Source organism: Streptomyces huasconensis (genome assembly GCF_021028635.1).
In the GTDB taxonomy this organism is placed as follows: Bacteria; Actinomycetota; Actinomycetes; order Streptomycetales; family Streptomycetaceae; genus Streptomyces; species Streptomyces huasconensis.
Map to the genome: position 1 here is coordinate 3,206,724 of NZ_CP086119.1, position 18,769 is coordinate 3,225,492.

Below are 18,769 nucleotides of genomic sequence, written 5' to 3' on the forward strand. Positions count from 1 at the left end.
GACAGCGGTACGAGGAGAGGGGCCCCGGACGGTGATCCGTCCGGGGCCCCTCTCACGTACGGACACCTATGGCCGCGCGCGCCACTCCCGGGCCCGCAGCGGCATCCCCGAGGCGCCGCTCTCCGGGGTCTTCACCGCGAGGACCTGGTTGACGCCGATGCGGTTGTGTTCGAAGGCGAGCGCGGAGGCGGCCATGTAGAGCCGCCAGACGCGGGCACGGCCGGGCGAGGTGAGGCGCTGGGCCTCGGGCCACCCCGCCTCCAGGTTGGCGACCCAGCGGCGCAGGGTCAGGGCATAGTGCTCCCGGATGGCCTCCACGTCGCGCACCTCGAACCCGGCCCGCTCCAGGAGCCCCACGGTGGTGCCGACGGGCGCCAGCTCCCCGTCGGGGAAGACGTACGCGTCGATGAACTCGTCCACCTCGTACGCCGACTCGTCGGCCCGCGGGCGGCGCGCGATCTGGTGGTTGAGCAGCCGCCCGCCCGGCTTCAGCAGGGCGTACAGGTCGTGCGCGTACTCCAGATACCGCTCGGAGCCGACGTGTTCGGCCATGCCGATGGAGGAGATCGCGTCGTACGGGCCGTCGCGCACGTCCCGGTAGTCCTGCACGCGGATCTCGATCCGGTCGGTCAGGCCCTCGTCGGCGATGCGCTTCCTGGCGTACGTGGCCTGCTCCTGGGAGAGGGTGACGCCGACGACGGTGACGCCGTGCTCCCGGGCCGCGTGGATCGCCATGGAGCCCCAGCCGCAGCCGACGTCGAGCAGGCGCATGCCGGGCTTCAAGGCGAGCTTTTGGCAGATGAGTTCGAGCTTGGCGCGCTGGGCGTCCTCCAGGGTGGAGTCCGGCGAGGCCCAGTAGGCGCAGGAGTAGACCATCGAGGGGCCGAGGACCAGCTCGTAGAAGTCGTTGCCCACGTCGTAGTGGTGGCTGACGGCCCGTCGGTCGCTGCCCTTGGTGTGCCGGTGGAGGCGGCCGTGTCTGCGCATCTCCTCGGGTGGCGGGGCCGGCGGCAGGAAGGGCGCGGAGAGGGCGAGCAGCGAGCGGGCGGCGGCCCGGACCCGCGGGTCGCGCAGCGCCTGCCGCAGGCCCGGCGCGTCCTCGCCCCGCTCCCAGATGAACTCGGCCATCCGGTCGAGCACCTCGTACAGGTCGCCGTCGACGTCCAGGTCACCGGCCACCCAGGCGCGGGCCAGGCCCAGTTCGCCCGGCTTCCACAGGAGGTGGCGCAGGGCGCGGCGGCTGCGGACGACGAGCGCGGGGGCGCCCGGAGGCCCGGCCTCCGAGCCGTCCCAGGCGCGGATGCGCACCGGCAGCGGGGCTCCCATCAGCTGCTCGGCGAGACTCTTCAGCCGCAGTGCGGCGTTCTGCATAACGCACACCTCCGTGACGACGACCTGTGATCGGTCCGACACCACGTAAACACCGAAGAACCCCGCGCGCAGTCCCCCCGCCGTGTCATGGAACGGCAAAATAGATGCCACGGACATCTATCCCGCGCCGCCCGCAGCCCGGGTACGCCGAAGGGGGCCGCCCGCACCACGGATGGCGGGCGGCCCCCTGCGGGGTGGATCAGTGACGCGAGGTCAGGAGGCCTTGGCCTTCTCGTCGTCCTTGGCCTCGGCCTTGGCCGCCGGGGCGGGCTCGGCCGCGGCCTGCGGCTTCGGGGCCGGCTTGGCGGCCTCGTAGAACTCCTCGCGAGGCGCTTCCAGAGCACCGAGGGAGACGACCTCGCGCTTGAGGAACATGCCGAGCGTCCAGTCCGCGAAGACGCGGATCTTGCGGTTGAACGTCGGCATCGCCATGCCGTGGTACGCGCGGTGCATGTACCAGGCGAGACGGCCCTTGAGCTTGATCTTCATCTTGCCCATGACGATCATCGCGACGCCCTTGTGCAGGCCGAGACCGGCCACAGCACCCTTGTTGGCGTGGCTGTACTCCTTCTGCGGGAAGCCCCGCATGCCGGAGATCACGTTGTCGCCGAGGACCTTCGCCTGACGCAGCGCGTGCTGGGCGTTCGGCGGGCACCAGGCGTTCTCGTTGCCCGCCTTGCGGCCGACGAGGTCCGGCACCTGCGCGTTGTCGCCGGCCGCCCAGATGTAGTCCGTGCCCTGCACCTGGAGCGTGGTCTGGGTGTCCACGTGGCCGCGGGGGCCGAGCGGCAGACCGAAGCGGGCGAGCGCCGGGTTCGGCTTGACGCCGGCGGTCCACACGATGGTGTTGGAGTCGACCTCCAGGCCGTTCTTCAGAACGACGTGGCCGTCCACGCAGGAGTCCATCGACGTCGAGAGGTAGACCTCGACGCCGCGGCTCTCCAGGTGCTCCTTGCCGTACTGGCCGAGCTTCGGGCCGACCTCGGGGAGGATCTTGTCGGCGGCGTCGACGAGCACGAAGCGCATGTCCTCGCGCTTGACGCTCTTGTAGTACTTGGCCGCGTCGCGGGCCATGTCCTCGACCTCGCCGATGGTCTCCGCACCCGCGAAGCCACCGCCGACGAAGACGAAGGTCAGCGCCTTGCGGCGGACCTCCTCATCCGTCGTGGAGTCAGCCTTGTCCAGCTGCTCGAGGACGTGGTTGCGCAGGCCGATGGCCTCCTCGATGCCCTTCATGCCGATGCCCTGCTCGGCGAGGCCGGGGATCGGGAAGGTGCGGGAGACCGCGCCCATCGCGATGACGAGGTAGTCGAAGGGCAGCTCGTACGCCTCGCCCACGAGGGGGGCGATCGTGGCTACCTTGCGGTCCTGGTCGATGGTGGTGACCCGGCCGGTGAGAACCTCGGCCTTGGGCAGCACGCGTCGCAGCGGGACGACGACGTGCCGCGGCGAGATGCTGCCGGCGGCGGCTTCGGGCAGGAAGGGCTGGTAGGTCATGTACGACCGGGGGTCGACGACCGTGACGGTCGCCTCTCCGTAGCGCATCTTCTTGAGGATGCGCCGAGCTGCGTACAGGCCTACGTACCCACCGCCTACTACGAGGATCCTGGGACGCTCCGTGGTGCTCATGCCATCGAGTATCCACCCGCTCGGCGGGGGGTGCTCGTGCGCCCCTTCACAAGCTTGCCGGGGGGCTCTGCTACACTTCGCCGCCCACGTGACCGAGGTCATGGCGTCCCAAGGGAACCACCGCACCTCATGAGTCGTTGTCCACCCCTTGTGAGCTGCCGGTCCGGGTCCGCCGCCGGGGTGGACCACCCCGCGGCGCCGCCGGTCGGCCGACCGCCCGGGGCGTCCGGGCCACCCGGCCGAGAACCCCGGAATGACCTTTTCGGCGGCCCTGTGACCGCGAACCTCGCCCGCAGGGGCCCAATTCCTTGTGAAGAACTTCACGAACTTTTTCCGACAGGCCGTCGACCGGACGTCAGGGCCCCCGATGTCACCCGATGGCCGCCGGATGGCCGCCGATCAGATGCGGTCGCGCGCGATGCCCGGGTGAATGGATGCCAGGGGGAGACCATCCGTCCGCAAAGGAGCCTCATGCGCATCCGCACCGCATTCGTCACGGCGACGTTCGTCGCCGCGGCCACCCTCGGCAGCGCGGGTACTGCCGCCGCCGAGCACCACACGCCCGCGAACACGACGGCCGACGTCACCCAGCCGCGCGCCGCCGACCCCGACCCCGACCCGCTCGGCGACGACCCGCTCGGCAGGGACATGCTCGACAACGGCATGGTCGAGGACGACATGCTCGACAACGACAACGACAACGACAACGACATGACGGACAGCGACAAGATCGGCCAGGGCACCCTGTCCAAGAAGGACCCCCAGCCCCCCACCAACCAGCTCCCCGTCCTCGGCTCACTGCTCGGCGTCCTCAACAACCTGCTCGGCGGGGTGCTCGGGCGCGGCGTGCCCGCGGAAGCCGGCTACGGCGGCAACGCGGTCTAGTGGGCGGGCCCCGCCGCCCGCAGCGGGGCGGCCGACGCCCCGCGTCCGCCCGGAAAAGACACGGCGCGCCCCCAGCCTCGCCCAGAAGGGCCGGGGGCGCGCCGTCGCGGCTCGTGCGGGGCCCAGGGGGCCTCAGGCCGCGCCGGGAGCGCCCTGCCGCCGCTGCTCGGCCTCTTCGGCCACCTTGTGGGCGATGCCGTCCAGGATGTCGTGCTCGCTCACGACGACCTCCTCGGCACCGATCCTGTCCATGATCGAGAGCAGCACGAGGGCGCCCGACGCGATGACGTCGACCCGCCCCGGGTGCATCACCGGGATCGCGGCGCGCTCGGCGTGCGTGGCGCTCATCAGGCGTTCCGCCACGGCCTTGACCTGGTCGTACGGGATGCGGGCGTGGTGGATCGCCCGCCAGTCGTAGGTGTCGAGGCCCAGCGCGATCGCGGCGACCGTGGTGACCGAGCCCGCGAGGCCGACGAGGGTGCGGGCCTTCCGGAGCGGGACCGTCCGCTCGGCGAGGTCCAGGGCGGCCTCGACGTCCGCGCGCACCGCCGCGAACTGCTCACGCGTCGGCGGGTCGGCGACGACGCCGTTCCGCACGAGATGACGCTCCGTCATGCGGACGCAGCCCACGTCCACCGAGCGCGCCGCCTCGACCCCGTCCGCGCCGACCACGAACTCCGTGGAGCCGCCGCCGATGTCGACCACGAGGTAGGGCCTGGCCAGGTCGTCACGGCCGGTCAGTTCCTTGGTCGCGCCGGTGAAGGAGAACTCCGCCTCCTGCGCCCCGGTGATGACCTCCGGCTCGACGCCGAGGATGTCCAGGACGCCCCGCACGAACTCGTCGCGGTTCTCCGCGTCCCGGGAGGCGGAGGTGGCGACGAAGCGGACGTGCTCGGCGCCGTGCTCCTTGATGGCCTCGGCGTACTCCCGGCAGGCCGCGAAGGTGCGCTCCAGGGCCTCGGGGGCGAGGCGGCCGGTGCGGTCCACGTCCTGGCCGAGGCGGACGATCGTCATGCGCCGGTCCAGGTCGACGAGCGCGCCCGTGGCCGGGTCGGCGTCGGCCACCAGGAGGCGGATCGAGTTCGTGCCGCAGTCGATCGCGGCGACGCGGGTCACTCGGCGCCCTCGGCACTCTCGGGTGCCTCGGGGGCGCACGGCGTGACGCACGGCCCCTTGGCCCACCACTCGGGCAGCATCGCGATGGCCTCGTCGCCGAGCGGGTTCACGCCGGGTCCCGCGGCCAGCGAGTGGCCCACCAGGACGTGCAGGCACTTCACGCGGTCCGGCATGCCGCCCGCGCTCGGGAAGCCCTCCAGGACCTCGATGGCGTCGCGGCGCGCGATGTAGTCCTCGTGCGCGGCGCGGTACTGCTTCGCCAGCTCCTCGTCCGTCGTGAGCCGCTCCGACATCTCCTTCATGACGCCGTTGGCCTCCAGCGTGCCGATCGCGGAGGCGGCTCGCGGGCACGTCAGGTAGTACGTGGTCGGGAAGGGCGTCCCGTCCGGCAGGCGCGGCGCCGTCTCGACGACGTCGGGCTGACCGCAGGGGCAGCGGTGCGCGATGGCCCGCAGGCCGCGCGGCGGGCGGCCGAGCTGCTGCTTGAAGGCCTCGACGTCGGCGTCGGTGGGCTCGGTGCGCGGGGTGCTCGGCGGGGGCGTTTCCATGCCTGTCTTTCGTGTCAGTCGGTCAGTCACCGGCACGGTCGGCCTTGTCGATGCCGTGCCAGACGTTCGAGTACCAGGGGCGGGCGACCGCTCCCTGGTCCGCGCGCCGGCTCTTGGCCGCGGCGGGGTCGATCACCGTGAAGCCGGTCTCGCCCGGCATCACGTAGTGCAGGCGGTCCCGGATGCGCTGCTGCGCGTACGCGTCGTCCTGCCAACGGGCCTTCTCGTCCCGCAGCTTCTCGACGTCGGCCCGGTGCTCGGCCTGCTGCCGGCGCAGGTCGTCGATCTCGGCGCGCTGCGAGACGTACTGCCTCATCGGGTACGCGAGCGCGACGACCAGGGAGCAGAGCACGAGCGCGAGGAGCGCCGCGCGGCCGGTGAGCCGGGAGCGGCGCGCCTGGCGCTTGGTCTGGGAGCGGTAGACCCGCTCGGCGGTCTGCTCGCCGAGCAGCCGCAGGCGGGTAGCGGTGGAGAACCGGTCCTTGGTCCCGGCCTTGGCCATGGTTCGGTCTCCCCAGAGCTTGCGTCCGCACGTACATACGTCCCCGCACACGGTACGGGACCGGCTGCGGGGACGTACGCAACTACGTGGCTGCGCGAGCTGCGGACAGCTCGGCCGTGCGGTGCTCGGGTCAGGCGGAGCGGAAGCGCGGGAAGGCGCTGCGGCCGGCGTAGACCGCGGCGTCGTCGAGGATCTCCTCGATGCGCAGCAGCTGGTTGTACTTGGCGACGCGCTCGGAGCGGGCCGGGGCGCCGGTCTTGATCTGGCCGCAGTTGGTGGCGACGGCGAGGTCGGCGATGGTGACGTCCTCGGTCTCGCCGGAGCGGTGCGACATCATGCACTTGAAGCCGTTGCGCTGGGCCATCTCGACGGCGTCCAGGGTCTCGGTCAGCGAACCGATCTGGTTGACCTTGACGAGCAGGGCGTTCGCGGAGTTCTCCTCGATGCCGCGGGCCAGGCGCTCCGGGTTGGTGACGAACAGGTCGTCGCCGACGAGCTGCACCTTGTCGCCGAGCTTCTCGGTGATGGCGTTCCAGCCGGCCCAGTCGTCCTCGAACAGCGGGTCCTCGATGGAGACGAGCGGGTACGAGGCGACGAGCTCCTCGTAGTACTCGGTCATCTCGGCGGCCGTGCGGGACTTGCCCTCGAACTGGTAGGTGCCGTCCTTGTAGAACTCGGACGCGGCGACGTCGAGGGCGAGCGCGATCTGCTCGCCGGGGACGTAGCCGGCCTCCTTGATGGCCTCCAGGATGAGGTCCAGGGCGGCGCGGTTGGAGTCGAGGTTCGGGGCGAAGCCGCCCTCGTCGCCGAGGCCGGTGGCCAGGCCCTTGCTCTTCAGGACCTTCTTCAGCGTGTGGTAGACCTCGGTGCCCCAGCGCAGCGCCTCGGAGAACGACTCGGCGCCGATCGGCGCGATCATGAACTCCTGGATGTCGACGTTGGAGTCGGCGTGCGACCCGCCGTTGAGGATGTTCATCATCGGGACGGGCAGCAGGTGCGCGTTCGGACCGCCGAGGTAGCGGAACAGCGGCAGGTCGCTGGCCTCGGAGGCGGCGTGCGCGACGGCGAGCGAGACGCCGAGGATGGCGTTGGCGCCGAGGGAGCCCTTGTTGTCGGTGGCGTCCAGGTCGAACATGGCCTGGTCGATCAGGCGCTGCTCGGTGGCGTCGTAGCCGACCAGCTCCGGGCCGATCTGCTCGATGACGGCGAGGACGGCCTTCTCGACACCCTTGCCCTGGTAACGGTTGGGGTCACCGTCACGGAGTTCGATGGCCTCGAAAGCACCGGTGGAGGCACCGGACGGAACGGCGGCACGACCGGTGCTGCCGTCGTCGAGGCCGACCTCGACCTCGACCGTGGGGTTGCCTCGGGAGTCCAGGATTTCCCGGGCTACGACGACGTCGATGGACGGCACGAGCATCTCCTTCTGGGAGTGTGACGCGTAAACACGATTACGCCGGGCCGCTTCGGCCCTGCGTCTCCTGAGCCTAACCGGCCCGGAGCCTTCGGCCAGCCGACCGCCCGTCCCGTGGGACGGTCAAGTGCGCAAACAGCCGGGAAACAGGGCGTAAGCCCACGTTTTCTACTCGCTGGTAGCGAACAAGGGAGCCGAGCGGCGGTGGTGCGGACATGGCCCCGCCCCGGTGCGTACGGGGGTACGCGCACCGGGGCGGGGAGCCCGTGGGGACGGGGCGGGGAGTACGGCCGTGCTTCCGCCGAGGCACGGCCGCGTCTCCGGGGGGAGCCGGGTCAGCTCAGGTGGAGCTGCTGGCCCGGGTAGATGACGTCGGCGTTCTCGATGATGTCGCCGTTGAGCTTGTAGATCTTCTGCCAGCCGCCCTTGACGTCCTGCGCCGCGGCGATCTTGGACAGCGTGTCGCCGGTCTTGACCTTGTACTCGCCGTCGCCCTTCTTGACCGTCTTGCCGGTCGGGGTCTCGACGGTCTTCTTGGACTCGGTCTGCGGCGCGGGCTGCGGCTTCGGGGCCTGCTGCGTCTGGTGCTGCGGGGCGGCCTGCTGCTGCGTCTGCTGCGGCTTCGGCTGCGGCTTGGCCTGCTGCTGCGGGGCCTGCTGCTGCGGGGCGCCACCGTTGTACGCGGCGCCCGAGAGGCCGACGCCGCAGTGCGGCCAGGCACCCTTGCCCTGGCCCGCGAGGACCTTCTCGGCGACCGCGATCTGCTGGGCCTTGGAGGCCTTGTCGGCGGTGGGCGCGTACTGCGTGCCGCCGTACGCGGCCCAGGTGGACGGCGAGAACTGCAGGCCGCCCTGGTAGCCGTTGCCGGTGTTGATCGACCAGTTGCCGCCGGACTCGCACTGGGCGACGGCGTCCCACTCCTGGCCGGTGGCGGCGGAGGCCGAGCCGGCGGCCATCAGCGGGGCGGCCACGGCCGCACCGGTGACACCGGCGAGCGTGACGACACGAGTGGCCTTGGACGGACGACGGTGCTTGCCCTTGCTGGAAAACAGCATGAGTTCATCCCCTCACCGACGCCTGCGAGGTGAGCTGTCGGGTTCGGGCCAGTGAAGTTGCCCGGCCGCACTTCCTGAGTGCGACTTCACCCCTAGCCGGTTCCGTACGTCCCGCTCCTCCTCGGAGCTCGACGTGCGGACCCGGCGGCTTACCTTGGGTCCCCCGCTCCTGCCTACGGCGCTCGAAGCGACGACTGTTCCCGTCCGGCCGTTGGCAGGATTCGGCGTACCGACCGGCGGGGCCCACCAATGGCGGGCGTTGACGACCGTAGTCACGCGATCGCCGGAATTTCAAAGACGATCAGGGCTTCTGAGACCCATCTCTCACTCGCGCCAATTGGGGCATACAGCCCGAAGCGGCCGGTGGACGGGTCGTCAATTACCTCTACTTTTCGCCCAAATCGAGGCTCTGACCGGGGAGAATGAGGTCCGGGTCGGCACCGACGGTCTTCTTGTTCTCGGTGTACAGCTCGTGCCAACCGCCCTTGACGTCAAGGTCGTCCGCGATGGCCGACAGGTTGTCACCGGAGCGCACCGTGTACGCCCCGTCCGCCACCTTCTCGGTGCGCTCGCCGCCACGCGAGGCGTGCCGGCCGGGGCGGTCGCCGCCGCTGCCGCTCTCGCTCCCGGAGGAGGGGTTCTCGTCCGCGCGGTCGCCGCGGTGGCGGCCGGGGGTGGAGTCGTCGGCGGGGGTGGCCGGGTCCTTGGACGCGGGGCCGCCGGAGGAAGGGGCCTCCGCGCGCCCGGACTTGCCGTCCGTGGCGCTGTCGCCGCCCTTGTCGGCCCTCTCTCCCTCGCCTGCTCCCTTGTCTCCCTTGTCCCCCGTGTCGTGATTCTTGTCTCGGGAGGCGCTGTCCGGGTCGGGCGTGTCGCTCGGGTCGCCTTCGCCGTCGCGTGCGGAGTCAGGGGCCTTTGACGTGTCGTCGGAGGCCTTGCCGGCGTCCTTGTCCGTCTTGTCCTTGCGCCCCTTGGACTCCTTGGACTCCTTGGGCTCCTTGGACTTCTCGGGCGCCTTGGAATCCGTCGCGTCCGGGGTGACCGGGTCGCCCGGGTCCACGTCGGCCGCGGCTCCGCCGTCGGTGAGCCCGGCGATCGGGGCGCAGCTCGGCCAGGCCTGGGGGCCCTGCCCGTCGAGAATCCGCTCGGCCACGGCGATCTGCTGGGACTTGGAGGCCTGGTCGGCGCTCGGCGCGTAGTCGAGGCCGCCGTGCTTCTCCCACATCTCCTCGGAGAGCTGGAGTCCTCCGTAGTAACCGTTCCCGGGGTTGGCGCTCCACGCGCCGCCGCTCTCGCACTCGGCGAGCCGGTCCCACGTCACCGTCTCGGCGGCGCTCGCGCTGGTGGCTCCGAGCAGCGGGATGGCGATGGCGGACCCGGTGACTCCTGCCGCGACGATGAGGGCCGGGGCCTGGCGGGGGCGTCGGTGACGACCATTGCCGGAGAGCATGCGGTTGCCTTTCAGGAGACTGTTACGGCGACTTGGGCACCGGGTGCCCGAGTGGACGTGAACGTAGCCGCACTCGAACGCTTGTCACAAGTCGATGCAGCGGAGATCACGTCAACATCACAGTTGTGACGTGCCGTCAGAACGGTGCTGGTCCGGGGCCGTTTCCTGTGCGTCTGTGAACTTCACCGGCAGGGTGCGCAGTCCCCGCATGATCAGCCCGCCACGCCACCGCAAATCCGCCGGATCGGCCGCCAGTTGCAGGTCGGGCAGGCGCCTGAGCAACGTCGCGAGGGCGGTCTGGCCCTCCAGGCGGGCGAGCGGGGCGCCGAGGCAGTAGTGGATGCCGTGGCCGTAGCCGAGGTGCTGGTTGTCGCGGCGGGAGAGGTCCAGGGTGTCGGGCCGGTCGAAGCGTTCCGGGTCGCGGTCGGCGGCGGCGAGCACGACGAGGACGGGGTCGCCGACGGCGATGTCCTGCCCGCCGAGGGTCAGCGCCTCGGTGGCGAACCGCCAGGTGGCCAGCTCCACGGGTCCGTCGAAGCGGAGGAGTTCCTCCACGCCGGTCTCCAGCAGGCCCGTGTCGCCCTCCGCCAGCGCCTGCTGCAGCCGTGCGCGCTGCTCGGGGTGGGTGAGGAGGGCGTACATGCCGTTGCCGATGAGGTTGACGGTGGTCTCGAAGCCGGCGAAGAGGAGGATGAAGGCCATCGCGGCGGCCTCGTTCTCCGTGAGGTGCTCGCCGTGGTCGGAGGCGCGGATGAGGCCGGAGATGAGGTCGTCGCCGGGGTCGAGGCGCTTGCGGTGGATCAGCTCGGCGAGGTAGCCGCGCATCTTCTTCACGGAGCGGGCGACGCCGCCGCGCGGGCCTCCGCCGTGCCGGATCATCATGCCCGCCCAGTCGCGGAAGTCGTCCTGGTCCTCGCGGGGGACGCCGAGCAGGTCGCAGATGGCGTAGATGGGGAGCGGGAAGGCGAACTCGTGGATGAGGTCGGCCTCGCCCCTCGCCGCGAAGGCGTCGATGAGGCCGTCCGTCAGCTCCTGTACGCGGGGCGCGAACTCGGCGACGCGGCGTGGGGTGAACGCCTTCGAGACGAGGCGGCGCAGGCGGGTGTGGTCCGGCGGGTCGATGTTGAGCAGATGCGTCATCAGCTCGGCCTTGCGTTCGCCGGGGATGCCGGTTTTGCCCTTGGCGTGGGCGGGCTCGTCGTGGTGGGCGGGGTTCTTGCTGAGCCGGTGGTCGGCCAGTGCGTGGCGCGCGTCCGCGTAGCGGGTGACCAGCCAGGCCTCGACGCCGCTGGGGAGGGTGGTTCTGTGTACGGGGGAGTTCTCTCGGAGCCAGGCGTAGGCGGGGTAAGGGTCGGTGGCGAACTCCCAGGTGAAGAGTTCGGGGCCCTGGGGCTCGGGGGTGGGCGGGGTGGGGTGCGGGTCGGGCATGGGGTGACCGTATCCGGCGGGGTGGGGGCGGGGGCGGGCTGCCAGGGCTTGGCGGGGGTTCGGGTGCCCTTCCTCGCCTGTGCGTCTGCCGGGTGCGGTGCGGTTGGCGGGTGCGGGTGCGTTGTGGTTGCTCGCGCAGTTCCCCGCGCCCCTTCAGCGGCGGCTTTGGTGGGCGGGCCGTTAGCGGGTTGCTGCCTCGGCTGTTTGTACCGCCTCGCGGTAGGCGCGGGCCGCTGAGCGTAGGGCTGCTTCTGGGTCGATGCCCTGTGCTTCCGCCTGCAGGGCCAGGGTGAGGAGTTCGTAGCCGATGCCCTCGCCCGACGGCAGCTCCACTTTGAGGCCCGCCGTGCGGACGCGGGAGGCCAGTTTCGCGGTCAGGGCGAGCGCGGGCTGGCCCACGGGGATGCCCTCCGTCAGCGATGAGCGCTGCTTCTCCACGGCCTTGGTGCGCAGCCAGTGCGCCTTCACGTCCTCGGGGGTGTCCGCCGAGTCGTCGCCGAAGACGTGCGGGTGGCGGTGGATGAGCTTGTCGACGATGCCGCCCGCGACGTCGTCGATGGAGAACGGCTCGTCCTCCTCGCCGGGGCCGCCCTCCTCGGCGATCCGCGCGTGGAAGACCACCTGGAGCAGCACGTCGCCCAGTTCCTCCCGCAGCTCCTCGCGGTCGCCGTCCTCGATCGCCTCGACCAGCTCGTACGCCTCCTCGATCGCGTACTTGGCCAGGCCCTTGTGCGTCTGCTGCGAGGACCACGGGCACGCGACGCGGATCTGGTCCATCACCTGCACCAGGTCGAGCAGGCGGGCGCCCGGCAGGTCGTAGGAGGCGGGGAGCAGCTCCAGGTCCGGCATGGCGACGCGGCCCGAGCCGGCGAGGCGGGCCAGGCCGTCGGTGAGGGGGCGGTCGCCCTCGGCGGTGGCGACGACCACGACCGTGCGGCCGCCCGCGCAGGCGTCCACCAGTTCCTCGGCGGTCGGCGACGCGTGCGTCACGGTCACGCCCGCCTCGCGCAGGTACGGCAGCTGCGGATGACCGCCGTCGCCGCACAGGACGGCGTCGGCGCCGCGCAGGGCCTGCCAGGCGGGCCAGGACAGCAGGCCGGGCGCGACGCGGTGGCTGGTGGTCAGCAGGATGACGCGGCCGGTGGACGCGTCGGCCGGGGGCGGGGTCTGGGTGTCGTTCACCTCTCGAACGTAACCCAGCCCGCGCCCGCGCCTACGCCTGCGGTTCCTGCGGCCCCTGAGCGGAGCCGGCGTCCTCGGAGACCTGCCGCACCCACGGCGTCTTGGCGTCCACCCGCTTGTTCTTGTCGACGTCCCAGGTGCCGTAGCGCGGGTTGAGGTCGACGTCGAGCTTCTTGGAGGCCGCGGTCAGCGCCTTCCAGAAGACGGCCTGGCCCTCGGGCGACTGCATGTCCGCGCCGAGCTTCTGCGCGAGCTTCTGCGCCTCGATCTCCGTGCGCAGGCTGTCGTCGAGGCGGGCGGGGGCGACGCCGTACTGCTGGAGCCAGCCCTCTTCCAGGGCCTTCCCGCCGCCCGCCTGCTTCTCCAGGCCCGCCCGCATCCGCTGGACGTCGCGGCGCGTCACCCGCACCCCGGCGTCGGCGGCCGCGCGGTGCAGGACCTTGTCGAGCACCATCGTGTGCAGCGTGCTGCGGGTGAGGCCGCCGGACTTGGCGATGGCCTGCTCGTACTGGGTGTCGTCGGGGACGGCGGCCCGCTGCGCGTCGCGCACCTCGTTCACCCGGCTCTCCAGCTGCGCGACCGTGATGCGGTCGCCGCCGACCACGGCCGCGGCGCCGGGATGCGCCTCGCTGCCGCAGGCGGTGAGGAGGGGGGCCGCGACGAGCGCGGCGGTGGAGAGGACGAGCGCGGTGCGACGGCTGGTGCGGCGGTGCAAGGGGGCCTCCCTGCTACGAGTTTGTGCGTCGGTGCACAAAGTCCGGCAGTGATCGATGGTAGGCAGTGGCCGTCTTCCCGGCCAGCTATTCGACAGGTATTCGACCAACGATTTCCCGGGGGTTGGGGCACCCTCGCCCCGCCGTACGAGCGTCAGCCGCGCACCTGTCCGAGCCACTGCAAGGTCCGCCGGATCTCCGCGGGGAACGGGTGGCCCGGCCCGTGCAGCAGCTCCGCGTCGTGCAGCAGGCGCGCCAGGGTGTCGTGGGCGGCGGGCCGGTCGCCGAGGGCGAGCAGCAGGTGGCCGATGCGGCGGCGGATCTCCAGGGACTGGCGGCGGTCGTCCGTCGCGTACTGGTTCTCGTAGTAGGGGAGCAGCGCGCGGTACTCGGCGAGGGCCGCGGCCGGTTCGCCGAGCTGCTCCAGGCACTGCGCGGCCTCGTACCGGAACTGGAGGGAGTGCGGGTCGGCGTGGCCGGACTCGGCGGCCCGCTCGTCGGCGAGGCGCCGCAGCTCGGGCAGGGCGCGGCGGTACTGCCCGTCGTCCATGAGCGTGGCCGCGTACTGCTTGCGCAGGGTGCGTACGACGGGTGAGTGCTCGCCGTGCTGGGCCGCGGCGGCCGGCAGGATCGCGCCGAGGATGTCCACGGCCTGGGTGATGCGGCCCTCGCCGAGGAGGCGCCGGACGTCCTCGACGGCGCGGGCGACGTCCTGCCCCGGCGGCGTACCGGGGGGCCCGGGCGGCTGCGGCGGCAGGTCGGGGGCGGGCGCGGGCGTCGCGGCGCGGTCCGGCCAGGGCGCGAGGGGGCGCAGGAAGGGCCGGGTGGGGTCGAGCGGATGGCCGGAGGGGATGCCGCGGGCGGGCAGCAGCGGCGCCAGTTCCTCGTAGACCTGCTGGGCACTGGCGGGGCGGTGCTGGGGGTCCTTGGCGAGCAGGCGCAGGACGAGGGACTCCAGGGCCTCGGGCACCTCGGGGCGCAGGCGGCGGACCGGCAGCGGCGGTTCGTACAGGTGGCGGTGGAGGACGCCGAGGGCGGTGGAGCCGGAGAACGGCACGTCGCCGCTGAGCAGTTCGTGCATCAGCACGCCGAGGGCGTAGAGGTCGGTGTACGGGCCGACGGCGCCGCCCATCGCCTGCTCCGGGGCCATGTAGGCGGGGCTGCCGATCGGGGAGCCGGTGTGGGTGAGGCGGGTGGTGTCGGTGTCCATCACGGAGGCGATGCCGAGGTCGAGGACGCTGATCGTGCCGTCCTGCTTGACCATCACGTTCCGCGGTTTCAGGTCGCGGTGGACGATCGGCACGGCGTGCACCGCGGAGAGCACGGCGCACAGCTGCGCGGCGACGGCGACGGTCCACTGCCAGGGGTAGGGGTCGTGTTCGGCGAGGTGGTCGCCGAGGTCGGCGCCGTCGACGTACTGCATGACGAGGAAGAGGGCGCCGTCCTCGGTGGGCTCGCTGCCCGCGTCGTGGACGGTGACCAGGCCGGGGTGGTCGACCTGCGCGGTGACCCGGCACTCGCGCACGAAGCGGCGGCGCAGCTCCTCGGCCTCGGCGCCCGCGACCCGGTCGGGGCGCAGCAGCTTGACGGCGACGCGGCGGTCCAGGCGCTGGTCGTACGCCGTCCAGACCTGTCCCATGCCGCCCTGGCCGATGAGGGTGGAGAGTTCATAGCGGCCTGCGACGACCCGGCTGCCCCGGCCGCCGGTCCCGGTGCCCTGTGCCACGGTCAGTTGCCGCCCTGCTGCTTGCGCAGGAAGTCGCTCAGCTCGTCGAGCTCGGCGCGGACCTGGTGGATGCGGGCGGGCGCGGGGGGCGCGGGCGGGGTCTCCTGGACGGGCGGGGGCGCCGCCGGGTAGCCGTAGTAGGCGGGGGGCGTCGCGGGCGGTGCGTAGGGGGTGAACGCCGGCTGCCGGAGGCGGCTGAAGTGGCGTATGTCCGCGAACAGGTAGTAGGCGACGGCGGCCATCAGCGTGCACAGCAGGATCACCATGCCCGCGTTGCCCGGGCCCTGGAACTCCTCCTCGCCGGGGTCCACGCCGATCAGCACGAGGGCCGTGACGTCGAGCGCCGCGACGAGCCCGAAGAACACCCAGTCGTACGCCTTGCGGGTCACGATCGCGAGCCGCAGCAGCGACGCCCACGCGAGCAGGCCACAGGTCACGACGGCGAGGACGACGAACAGCACGCGCAGCGTCACCGGTGAGCCCCCGGCCGGGGGCGGCGGTTGCTGCGGGGCGTGGCCGTGGCCGTGCATGGCTGCTCCTGATACCTGAAAGGACGAACGAACGCGGACCGAGCGTATAGGCCGACACCGGAGAGCGGTCCCGGGTTGTACCGAACCGTTGCCGTACTGGTCACGGCGGTGTGGCGGGGAGCGCCTCCCTCACTCCGCCGGAAGCGTGCCCTCCGTCAGTCCGTCGTGCATGCCGCGCACCAGCCGCTCGCCGAGCCGGGCCGCGAGGCGCACGGCGTCCTCGAAGGCGGCCAGTTCCCGGAACCGCTCGCTGTAGCCGCGCTGTCCGGCGAGCGGCAGGCGCGGCAGCTGGAGGCGGCGCACGTCGAGCCGGGCGGAGGTGGAGGCGTAGCTGCTGGCGCGGCGGTGGTTGGCGGTGCCGCGCAGGAAGCCCGCGAGGAACCAGGGGTCGAGCACGGCCGGGTCGGGGCGCAGCAGGGTGAGGCCGCGGCCGAGCGCGGCGCCCGCGGTGGCCTCGTCGACGACGCGGGCCGCTGCTCCGCCGCCGAAGACGGGGACGACGACGTCCCCGGGCTCGGTGTGCACGACCGTGTCGTCCGGGCCGCCCTCGTGCGGGGCCCCCGAGGGCGCGCCGCCGGTCAGGACGTCGTGGTCGGTGAGGACGGGGACGCCGCCGCTCCCGGCGCCGGTCCCGGTGTGCAGGGTCAGGGCGCCGGCGCGGGCCAGTTCGCCGACGGTGGTCAGGGGCGGGCGGGCCGCGGGCCGGGCGGCCTCCCGCGGGGGCAGGGGCGGGGTGAGGTCCGCGGTGCGGCGCAGCGCCTCGCCGAGGTTCTTGCGTACGGTCGCCAGCTCCGTGGCGCCGCCGCCCGCGGCCGGGGGCGGCAGCCGCCGGGCCGGGGCCAGGTCGACCTCGTCGTCGAGGAGGTCGAGCACCGGCACCGAGCGGGCGAGGCCGGGGCGTTCCTCGACCGTGCCGTGCCGGTCGAAGCGGTGCCAGGCGTCGAGCACGGCGTCCTGCACGGCGGGCCACAGCTGCTTGTCGCGGCCGTCGGTGTCGGGCACCCCGGCCGCCTCCACGAGGAGCAGCGCGCCGGCGGGCGGCGTGGCCGGGCCCGGCCTGCGCAACACCCAGACGTGCAGCGGGAGGTTGTACGGCGGTGCCGCCCCGGCGGGCAGCGCGATGACCGCGCGCAGGGCGCCGCGCCGCAGCAGGTCGGCCCGGATGCGGCGGCCCGAGCGGCGGGAGGCGGCGGCGGGCGGCATCAGCAGGACGGCGGTGCCGCCGTCGACGAGGCGGGCCAACGCGTGCTGGACCCAGGCGAGTTCGGACTCGACGCGGGCCGGGAAGCCGTACTCCCAGCGGGTGTCGTAGGCCAGTTCGTCATGGCCCCAGTTGCGTTCGTTGAACGGCGGGTGGCAGAGCACGGCATCGGCCCTGCGGTCGTCGTAGGCGTCGGCGCGCAGGGTGTCGGCGGCCCTCGTGCGGACGGTCGCGTCGGAGTGCAGGGCGAGGCGCAGCGCGGTGAGGGCGGCCAGTTCGGGCGCGCTGTCCTGGCCGTACAGGTGCTGGTCGGGACGCGGCTCGACGGCGCGCAGCAGCGCGCCGGTGCCGCAGGCGGGGTCGAGGACGGTGCGGGCGGGGGCCGCGCTGGTGGCGAGCCGGGCCATGAGGGCGGCGGGGCCGTCCGGGGTCAGCGTGTACTGGCGGGGGTTGGCGTCGGTCTGCCGGCCGAGCAGGAACTCGTACGCGCCCCGGGCGCCGAGTTCGGCCGCCAGCTCGGCGACGCCGCGCAACAGCGGGACGGAGGGCAGGAGTTCGGCGGGTTCGGGGACGTGCACCGCTCTCTCTCGGTGTCCCCCGAACCGCGGGGTCACGACGTCTTCGAGTTCGCCGGGCAGGAGCTGGGCCATGCGCTCGTCCGACACGGCGCTGAGCGCGAGCCAGGCCGGTGGCCGGTCGCGGACCAGGAGCAGGGCGCAGCCGGCGTGCAAGAGCGCGGTGACGGGCCCGGCGGGGTGCCCGGCGAGCTGCTGCCAGACGCGTTCGCGCAAGGGCACCTCGACGAGCTTGCCCTGGGCGCGCAGCCAGCGTTCTACGTCGGCGAGGGCGAAGGAGGGGCTGGTCTCCGTGCCGCCCACGGGCTTGGGGAAGTCAGCGTGCCTGCGCCGCCAGTTGCTCACGGCGGCGCGTCCCACCCCGGCGAGCCGGGCGATCCCGGCGGCGGTCACTTCGGTCGCGTCGTCCCGCGCCTTCATGCAGCAGCTCCCCTCGTCGCGCGGGGTCAGTCGCGCGCGGTCGAGCATACCCAGACGATCTTCCGCACGGTCGGCTTCACGACCGTTAATAACTGACTCACACTCACTCGTGTTGACTCGGTTCACACGGATCTGCTGTGATGTCCGCATCAAACGACATCCCTTGGGGGGAACCATGCGTCACCACCTGCGTCTGCGCCGTACCGCCATCGCCGCCGTCTGCCTCGCCACCGCCGCGACGGCCGGACTCACGGCGTGCGGCTCCGAGAACGGCAAGGCCGGGGCGGCCGAGAAGGGCCCCTTCGCGGGCATGTCCGGCGGCGAGATCGCCGAGAAGGCCGTCGACACGACCTCGGGCGCCTCGTCCCTGAGCATCAAGGGCGAGGTCACGGACGAGGCGTCCGGGCTGATCTCGCTCGACATGGCCATGGACACCAAGGGCAAGTGCGCGGGCACCATGGGCATGAACAAGGAGGGCTCGATCGAGCTGATCGTCCCGGGCAAGACCGTCTACATGAAGTACGACGAGAAGCTCCTGCGCGCCCAGAGCAAGGGCGAGCCCAAGGCCGATGTGGAGGCCGCGGTCGAGATGATGGCCGGCCGCTGGGTGAAGACGCGGGCCACGAGCGCCGACGCCAAGGAGATCGCCGCATTCTGCGACCTCGACGTCCTGCTCGCCGACTTCAAGGGCACCCGGTCCTCGGCCCGCAAGGGCGGCACGACCACGGTCGACGGCACCCCCGCGATCAAGCTGACGGAGCGCGACGGCGCGACCAAGTACACCCTCTACGTCGCCACCAAGGGCAAGCCGTACCTGCTGAAGGTCGACACGAAGAAGGACGGGGACGGCGGGAAGACCGAGTCCCTGACCTTCGGCGACTACGAGAAGCCGGTGAAGACGACGCCCCCGACCGGCGACGTCATGGACCTCGACAAGCTCTGAGCCTCTGCGCGTGCCGGGCCCGCAGCGGCGGGACGCCTCGCCCGCTGATGTGAAGTCCCGGCGATCGCGGCGTACGGACTGCCT

At 72.3% G+C, this 18,769-nt stretch carries 16 protein-coding genes and 1 riboswitch; of the genes, 2 read left to right on the forward strand and 14 right to left on the reverse strand.

Going from position 1 to position 18,769, the window contains the following annotated elements; genetic code table 11:
- Positions 1-66: 66 nt before the first annotated feature.
- Positions 67-1,371 (reverse strand): SAM-dependent methyltransferase, encoded by a 1,305-nt coding sequence (locus J2N69_RS14395; protein WP_230901102.1) that lies wholly within the window; start codon positions 1,369-1,371, stop codon positions 67-69.
- A 213-nt stretch (positions 1,372-1,584) separates the two neighbouring features.
- Positions 1,585-3,000, reverse strand: a complete 1,416-nt coding sequence (locus J2N69_RS14400) for an NAD(P)/FAD-dependent oxidoreductase (protein ID WP_230901103.1) — start codon at positions 2,998-3,000, stop codon at positions 1,585-1,587.
- Positions 3,001-3,471: 471 nt separating this feature from the next.
- On the opposite strand from J2N69_RS14400, the gene J2N69_RS14405 reads away from it, so the two are divergent.
- Positions 3,472-3,885 (forward strand): hypothetical protein, encoded by a 414-nt coding sequence (locus tag J2N69_RS14405; RefSeq protein WP_230901104.1) that lies wholly within the window; start codon positions 3,472-3,474, stop codon positions 3,883-3,885.
- Between the two features lie 132 nt (positions 3,886-4,017).
- Here J2N69_RS14405 and J2N69_RS14410 read toward each other — a convergent pair whose 3' ends face one another.
- The 12 genes from J2N69_RS14410 to J2N69_RS14465 form a co-directional block, all read right to left on the reverse strand.
- On the reverse strand, positions 4,018-5,001 hold the full coding sequence (locus J2N69_RS14410) for a Ppx/GppA phosphatase family protein (RefSeq protein WP_230901105.1): 984 nt from the start codon (positions 4,999-5,001) through the stop codon (positions 4,018-4,020).
- Positions 4,998-5,549, reverse strand: a complete 552-nt coding sequence (locus J2N69_RS14415) for a DUF501 domain-containing protein (protein ID WP_230901106.1) — start codon at positions 5,547-5,549, stop codon at positions 4,998-5,000. The genes J2N69_RS14410 and J2N69_RS14415 overlap by 4 nt, the downstream gene beginning before the upstream one ends.
- A gap of 22 nt (positions 5,550-5,571) precedes the next feature.
- On the reverse strand, positions 5,572-6,051 hold the full coding sequence (locus J2N69_RS14420; RefSeq protein WP_127911865.1) for an FtsB family cell division protein: 480 nt from the start codon (positions 6,049-6,051) through the stop codon (positions 5,572-5,574).
- Between the two features lie 130 nt (positions 6,052-6,181).
- Positions 6,182-7,465 carry a phosphopyruvate hydratase gene (gene eno, locus J2N69_RS14425; RefSeq protein WP_435844739.1) on the reverse strand — a complete coding sequence of 428 codons (1,284 nt, stop codon included), beginning with the start codon at positions 7,463-7,465 and terminating at the stop codon, positions 6,182-6,184.
- Positions 7,466-7,800: 335 nt separating this feature from the next.
- On the reverse strand, positions 7,801-8,520 hold the full coding sequence (locus J2N69_RS14430) for a LysM peptidoglycan-binding domain-containing protein (protein ID WP_127911863.1): 720 nt from the start codon (positions 8,518-8,520) through the stop codon (positions 7,801-7,803).
- A gap of 4 nt (positions 8,521-8,524) precedes the next feature.
- Positions 8,525-8,711, reverse strand: a riboswitch (cyclic di-AMP (ydaO/yuaA leader).
- 194 nt (positions 8,712-8,905) lie between these two features.
- Complete coding sequence (locus J2N69_RS14435) at positions 8,906-9,967, reverse strand: transglycosylase family protein (RefSeq protein ID WP_230901107.1); 1,062 nt, start codon at positions 9,965-9,967, stop codon at positions 8,906-8,908.
- Between the two features lie 117 nt (positions 9,968-10,084).
- A complete protein-coding gene (locus J2N69_RS14440) occupies positions 10,085-11,395 on the reverse strand; it encodes a cytochrome P450 family protein (RefSeq protein ID WP_230901108.1) in 1,311 nt (436 codons plus the stop codon).
- A gap of 180 nt (positions 11,396-11,575) precedes the next feature.
- Positions 11,576-12,577 (reverse strand): nucleoside triphosphate pyrophosphohydrolase, encoded by a 1,002-nt coding sequence (locus J2N69_RS14445; RefSeq protein WP_230901109.1) that lies wholly within the window; start codon positions 12,575-12,577, stop codon positions 11,576-11,578.
- A gap of 31 nt (positions 12,578-12,608) precedes the next feature.
- Positions 12,609-13,292 (reverse strand): SurA N-terminal domain-containing protein, encoded by a 684-nt coding sequence (locus J2N69_RS14450; protein WP_230901110.1) that lies wholly within the window; start codon positions 13,290-13,292, stop codon positions 12,609-12,611.
- A gap of 152 nt (positions 13,293-13,444) precedes the next feature.
- Positions 13,445-15,016: a serine/threonine-protein kinase gene (locus J2N69_RS14455; protein ID WP_269075613.1), complete on the reverse strand. Its 1,572-nt coding sequence runs from the start codon at positions 15,014-15,016 to the stop codon at positions 13,445-13,447.
- Between the two features lie 2 nt (positions 15,017-15,018).
- Positions 15,019-15,546, reverse strand: coding sequence for a hypothetical protein (locus J2N69_RS14460; protein ID WP_230901111.1), 528 nt, complete (start codon positions 15,544-15,546; stop codon positions 15,019-15,021).
- Between the two features lie 129 nt (positions 15,547-15,675).
- Complete coding sequence (locus J2N69_RS14465; protein ID WP_230901112.1) at positions 15,676-17,790, reverse strand: N-6 DNA methylase; 2,115 nt, start codon at positions 17,788-17,790, stop codon at positions 15,676-15,678.
- Positions 17,791-17,935: 145 nt separating this feature from the next.
- On the opposite strand from J2N69_RS14465, the gene J2N69_RS14470 reads away from it, so the two are divergent.
- Complete coding sequence (locus tag J2N69_RS14470; protein ID WP_230904730.1) at positions 17,936-18,685, forward strand: hypothetical protein; 750 nt, start codon at positions 17,936-17,938, stop codon at positions 18,683-18,685.
- Positions 18,686-18,769 lie beyond the last annotated feature (84 nt).